We start from the raw sequence: 5,040 nt of genomic DNA, 5'->3' as shown, positions 1-5,040 counted from the left end.
CGCTTCGGATTCTCGCCGCACGCCATCTTCAGCGAATAAGGCGCGCCGGGGAACTTCATCTGCTGCATCGTGCGGCCGGGGACGTTCTTCAGCGTGACTCCGCGCCCGCCGAACAGGTTCGCCGAGCCGGGGAGCACGTGGAGGCTGGTGACGCCGCCATTGGCGAGCGCGCGGGTGAAGCCCGGGTCCTGCGGCCAGATGCTGTGCTCGGCCCAGACTTCCGGCCGCACCGGCCCCGTCACCTCGTTGCCGTCCGAATGCGCTTCGACGGCGGGCGAGGGATAGTCGCCGAGATGGCTGTGGATGTCGATCACCCCCGGAGTGACCCACCGCCCCCGCGCGTCGATCCGAGCGGCGCCCTCCGGGACCGCAGTGTCGGCGCCGCCGACCGCGCCGATCGTTCCGTTCGCAAGCACGATCGTGCCGTTCTCGATCCGCCCGCCTTCGCCGTCGTAGATCGTCGCGCCGGTGATCGCCGTGACGACGCCGGGATAGGCCCGGTAGGTCGAGGGGAAGGGATTGCGCGAATAGGTCTGCGGGCGCGCCTTCGGCTCGTCCGAGGCGGCGGCGGGGCGGTCTCCTTGCGTGCAGGCGGCGAGGAGTGCGACCGCAAGGACGCCCGAAAGGCTGATCAATCGCTTCAAAGTGCCGTTCCTAAGGCTGGAGTGGGATCAAAGGGGCTTGTTGTCGGGCTTGGTCTCGCGGTCCGGGAACATGCCGACGGCTTCGCGCTCGCCGATTTCCTTGTAGCCGGCGAGCTCCCGGTCGCCGTCCTCGCCGATCGTGTCGAGGTGCATCAGCCGCTTGATGAACCAGCTCACCGGCACCGCGATTCCGCCGACGACGATGATCGTCCAGCCGATCGTCTGATAGACTTCGAGCACCCGGTCCGGCCCGGCGCCCTCGCCGCCCGTCGCCTGCGCGATCTGCGCCGCGAGGAAGTTGCCGGCCGCCGTCGAAAGGAACCAGGTCCCCATCATCAGCCCGACCATCGAACCGGTCGACAGGCGCGTCATGCTCGAAAGCCCCACGGGCGAGAAGCAGAGCTCGGCCGTCGAGTGGAGCAGATAGAGCAGAATGACGAAGATCATCGGCGTCAGCGCGCCATTCTCGCCCGCACCCGCGACGAGAACGAGGAAGCCAAGGCCGATCTGGATGAGCCCGAGCGCGAACTTCAATGGCGCGCTCGGCTCCAGGCCGCGTTTCCCGAGCCAGGTCCAGAGGGCCGCGAACAAAGGCGCGAGCGTGATGATCCAGAAGGAGTTCACCGACTGGAACCATGAAGCGGGCATCTCCCAGCCGAGGAAATGCCGGTCCACCCGCTCGTCCGTGAACACGTTCAGCGACGACCCCGCCTGCTCGAACAGCGCCCAGAACAGGGGGCAAAGCGCGATGAGGTAGAGCGCCGCATAGACGCGGTCGCGCTCCACGCGCGGCAGCGTGAAGATGGCGCGGTAGAAGATGTAGAGGAAGGTGATGCCGAAGCAGGCGAGCAGCAGCGTTCCAACGACGCTCTCGTCCCGGATCAGAAGCCAGGCGATGCCGACGGTGACGAGGGCGCCCAGATAGATCATCCACTCGCGCGAGATGCCGACGGAGGTCTTGGCCTGAAGCAGCGCCGGATCGGCCGGCGAGCCCGCGCCGTGAAGCTCCCGGCGGAACAGGACGAACACGACGAGGCCCAGCAACATGCCGACACCCGCGGCGCCGAAGCCGTAGGACCAGCCGACCCGCTCGCCCAGATACCCGACCAGCAGCGGCCCGATGAAGGCGCCGAGGTTGATGCCCATGTAGAAGATCGAGAAGGCGCCGTCCCGCCGCACGTCGTCGCGCGGGTAAAGCTGCCCGACCAGCACCGAGATATTGGCTTTCAAAAAGCCGGTGCCGACGATGATGAATGCAAGACCGGCGTAGAAGCCGTTCAGATAGACGCCCTGCTCCCCCTGCGGCCCCTCGACCAGCGCGATCAGCAGGTGCCCGATGGCGATCAGCACGCCCCCGGCCAGGACGGCCTTCCGCGCGCCCAGATACCGGTCGGCAAGATAGCCGCCGATCACCGGGGTGATGTAGACCATCGACGTATAGGCGCCGTAGATGGCGTAGGCCGGATCCTTGTCGAAGAGGAAATGCTTCGTCAGGTAGAAGATCAGGATGGCGCGCATCCCGTAGTATGAGAAGCGCTCCCACATCTCGGCGAAGAAAAGCATGTAGAGGCCGCGGGGGTGACCGAGGAACGTTTTCCGTTCCGCAGGTGCGGCTGCGGGATGAGCGGTGGATGCCACGGCGCGCTACTCCTTACGTCGGCCGCTCTGACGGCAGCCTGAAGGGGGCGCAGACTAGCGCCGAATCCCGGCTTGTGAAGCTGCATTGTTGCAATGTCACAAGGATGCTAGCGCGCGGCGATGCTGAACGACCGCTCCTCGACGCTGGCGCTGCTCCGCACGCGGCGGTCCGGCCGCCCGAGGGACATGGTCGGCCCGGGGCCGGACGCCGCTCAGCTCCGGCAGATCCTGGAGATCGGGATGCGGGTGCCCGATCACGGCAAGCTCGCGCCCTGGCGCTTCGTTCATGTCGCGAGGGAGCAGCGCCCGGACCTCGCCGCCCTCCTCCACCGGGCCTTCCGCACTCACAATCCGGAGCCCACCCGCGCCGAGCTCGAGGCGGTCGACCGGCTCGCATTCCAGGCGCCGGAGCTGGTGGTGGTGCTTTCAAGCCCGGTGCAAGGCACCAAGATCCCGGTCTGGGAGCAGGAGCTTTCCTGCGGAGCCGCCTGCATGAACATCCTTACGGCCGCGCATGCGCTCGGCTTCGCCGGCGGCTGGATCACCGGCTGGGCCTGCTATTCGGAAGAGGTGAGGCAGGCGTTCGCCCGCGCGGACGAGCGCCTCGCCGGCCTCATCTACATCGGCACTCCGGGCAATCCCCTGGAGGAGCGGCAGCGGCCCGCTTACGATTTCGTCGTTTCGGAGTGGGTGCCCCAAGCCTGAACGCCAGATGAACGTTTTCCCCTTGACTGGGATGGTGTATTAGTACAGCATAGCGGCATGATCAACGACGACCGTCCGGTATACCTCCGCCTTCGCGACAGCATCGCGGCCACTATTCTCGATGGAAAGGTCCGCGACGGCGACGCCCTCCCCTCCGTCCGGAGCCTCGCTGCCGAGCATGGCGCCAACCCGCTCACGGTCGCCAAGGCCTATCAGACCTTCCAGGACGAAGGCCTCGTCGTCGTGAAGCGCGGCGTGGGCATGTTCGTCGCCGAAGGCGCGACCGCGAAGCTCCGCTCGGGAGCCCGCAAGGAATTCCTCGAGCAGCGCTGGCCCGCAATCGTCGCCCACATCCGCCGCCTCGACCTCGACGTGGCCGATCTCGTGGAACGCACGCTCGCCTGAGCTCTGGCGATCGACGCCACCCACTCGTCCAGCTCGGCAAGGCTCGCCAGCTCGGTGTAGCGCGGATGCCCCACCGGCGCCTCCGCCGCCTCGTGCCCCCAGACCAGCTCGAACGGGATGAAGGCCGCCCAGGCTCCTGCCTCCAGCGGCGGCAGCACGTCGGAGCGCATCGAATTGCCCGCCATCACCGCCTCGGCCGGCGCTGCCCCATATCGTTCGAAGATGCGGGCGTAGGTATCCGCGCGCTTGTCGCTGACGATCTCGACCCCGGTGAAGTAATCGCCGACGCCGGACGCAGCGAGCTTCGCTTCCTGATGATGAAGGTCGCCCTTGGTAACCAGCACCAGCCGCGCCCGGTCCCCGAGCGTCCGAAGCGCCTCCTCCACGCCCGGCAGAAGCTCGATCGGGTGCGCGAGCATTTCCCGGCCGAGCGCAAGGATCTGCCGCACCGTCGCCGCCGGCAGATCGTCGCCGGCAAGCTCGCTCGCAGTCTCCAGCATCGACAGGATGAAACCCTTTGCGCCGTAGCCGTAGGCGGCAAGGTTGCGGTGCTCGATGTCGTCGAGCCGCCGCTGCACCTCCTCGGCGGGCGCGAACGGGCTCAGCAGCTCGGCGATCCGGCCGAAGGTGCGGCGGAAGAAGGTCTCGTTATGCCAGAGCGTGTCGTCGGCATCGAGGCAGATGAGGGTGATCGGCACGAATGGGTCCTGAATGAAGAGCGTCCGCTCCTAGCCGTCATTGCGAGCGAAGCGAAGCAATCCACGCGGCCGAGGCTGACTGGATTGCGTCGTCGCCTCCGCTCCTCGCAGCGACGATGCCCGCATCAGGCGGCGAACGCCTCTTCCGGCACTGAATAGAGTATCTCCGCGCTGGCCGTGGCCGCCGCCTGCAGCCCGGATGCTTCCGGCACCAGCTGGTCGAGATAAAAGCGCGCCGCCGCCTTCTTCATCGCCAGGAAGTCCGCCGGAGCATCGGACCCCTCCGCCGCGCGAAGCTGCCGCGCCATTAGCCAGCCGCAGACCGCGACCGAAAGCATCGTCAGGAAAGGATAGGAAGCTGCCAGGCGGTCCTCGGCCTCGGCGCCCGACAGGTTCGCCGCGATGGCTTCGCATGCATCGACCAACGCCATCAGCTGCGTTTCATCCCCTGCCTCGGACCGGATCTCGGCAAGCAGCCTCGCCAGCACCGCGCCGCCTTCCATCCCGAGCTTCCGCCCGACGAGGTCCGCAGCCTGGATGCCGTTGGTGCCTTCGTAGATGGGCGCGATTCGGGCGTCGCGGTAATGCTGGGCGGCGCCGGTCTCCTCGATGAAGCCCATGCCGCCATGCACCTGCACGCCGAGGCTGGTGACCTCGACGCCCACATCGGTGCCATAGGCCTTTACCAGCGGCGTCAGCAGGTCGACCCGCGCCTTCGCATCGGCGTCACCGGCGCTCGCCCGGTCGGTGAGCCCCGCCGCATGATAGGCAAGCGCCCGCGCCGCCTGGGTCAGCGCCTTCATCCGAAGGAGCATCCGCCGCACGTCCGGGTGCTGGATGATCGGCACCGGATCCCGGCTCGCCCAGCCGGCGCGCGCGGATTGGATGCGCGATCCTGCATAAAGCACCGCCGCCTGCGTCGCCCGCTCGGCGATCGAGACGCCCTGAAG

5 protein-coding genes and 1 pseudogene are annotated in these 5,040 nt (G+C 67.6%); 2 read left to right on the top strand and 4 right to left on the bottom strand.

The window, feature by feature from the left end; genetic code table 11:
- Together VF662_RS14830 and VF662_RS14825 are read right to left on the bottom strand one after the other, a co-directional pair.
- On the bottom strand, window positions 1-644 hold a 644-nt coding region (locus VF662_RS14830; RefSeq protein WP_464142640.1), incomplete at its 3' end, for an amidohydrolase family protein.
- 27 nt (window positions 645-671) lie between these two features.
- Window positions 672-2,282 carry a peptide MFS transporter gene (locus VF662_RS14825; protein WP_464142638.1) on the bottom strand — a complete coding sequence of 537 codons (1,611 nt, stop codon included), beginning with the start codon at window positions 2,280-2,282 and terminating at the stop codon, window positions 672-674.
- Window positions 2,283-2,402: 120 nt separating this feature from the next.
- Here VF662_RS14825 and VF662_RS14820 point away from each other — a divergent pair, with 120 nt between their 5' ends.
- Together VF662_RS14820 and VF662_RS14815 are read left to right on the top strand one after the other, a co-directional pair.
- Window positions 2,403-2,987, top strand: a complete 585-nt coding sequence (locus VF662_RS14820) for a nitroreductase family protein (RefSeq protein WP_464142636.1) — start codon at window positions 2,403-2,405, stop codon at window positions 2,985-2,987.
- A 57-nt stretch (window positions 2,988-3,044) separates the two neighbouring features.
- Window positions 3,045-3,392, top strand: a complete 348-nt coding sequence (locus VF662_RS14815) for a GntR family transcriptional regulator (protein ID WP_464142634.1) — start codon at window positions 3,045-3,047, stop codon at window positions 3,390-3,392.
- Between the two features lie 161 nt (window positions 3,393-3,553).
- Here VF662_RS14815 and VF662_RS14810 read toward each other — a convergent pair.
- Window positions 3,554-4,090: pseudogene (locus tag VF662_RS14810) on the bottom strand (HAD family hydrolase); the annotation flags it as partial.
- Between the two features lie 125 nt (window positions 4,091-4,215).
- Window positions 4,216-5,040, bottom strand: an 825-nt coding sequence (locus VF662_RS14805; protein WP_464142632.1) for an acyl-CoA dehydrogenase, incomplete at its 5' end; no start/stop codon positions are given.

Source organism: Allosphingosinicella sp., from assembly GCF_036387215.1.
GTDB lineage: Bacteria > Pseudomonadota > Alphaproteobacteria > Sphingomonadales > Sphingomonadaceae > Allosphingosinicella.
This window is presented reverse-complemented; position numbering and strand designations above follow the sequence as displayed.

Bases quoted from the DNA above. Each gene is read 5' to 3' on its own strand.
- VF662_RS14820 (WP_464142636.1), top strand. From the start codon at position 2,403: ATGCTGAACGACCGCTCCTCGACGCTGGCGCTGCTCCGCACGCGGCGG.
- VF662_RS14815 (WP_464142634.1), top strand. From the start codon at position 3,045: ATGATCAACGACGACCGTCCGGTATACCTCCGCCTTCGCGACAGCATC.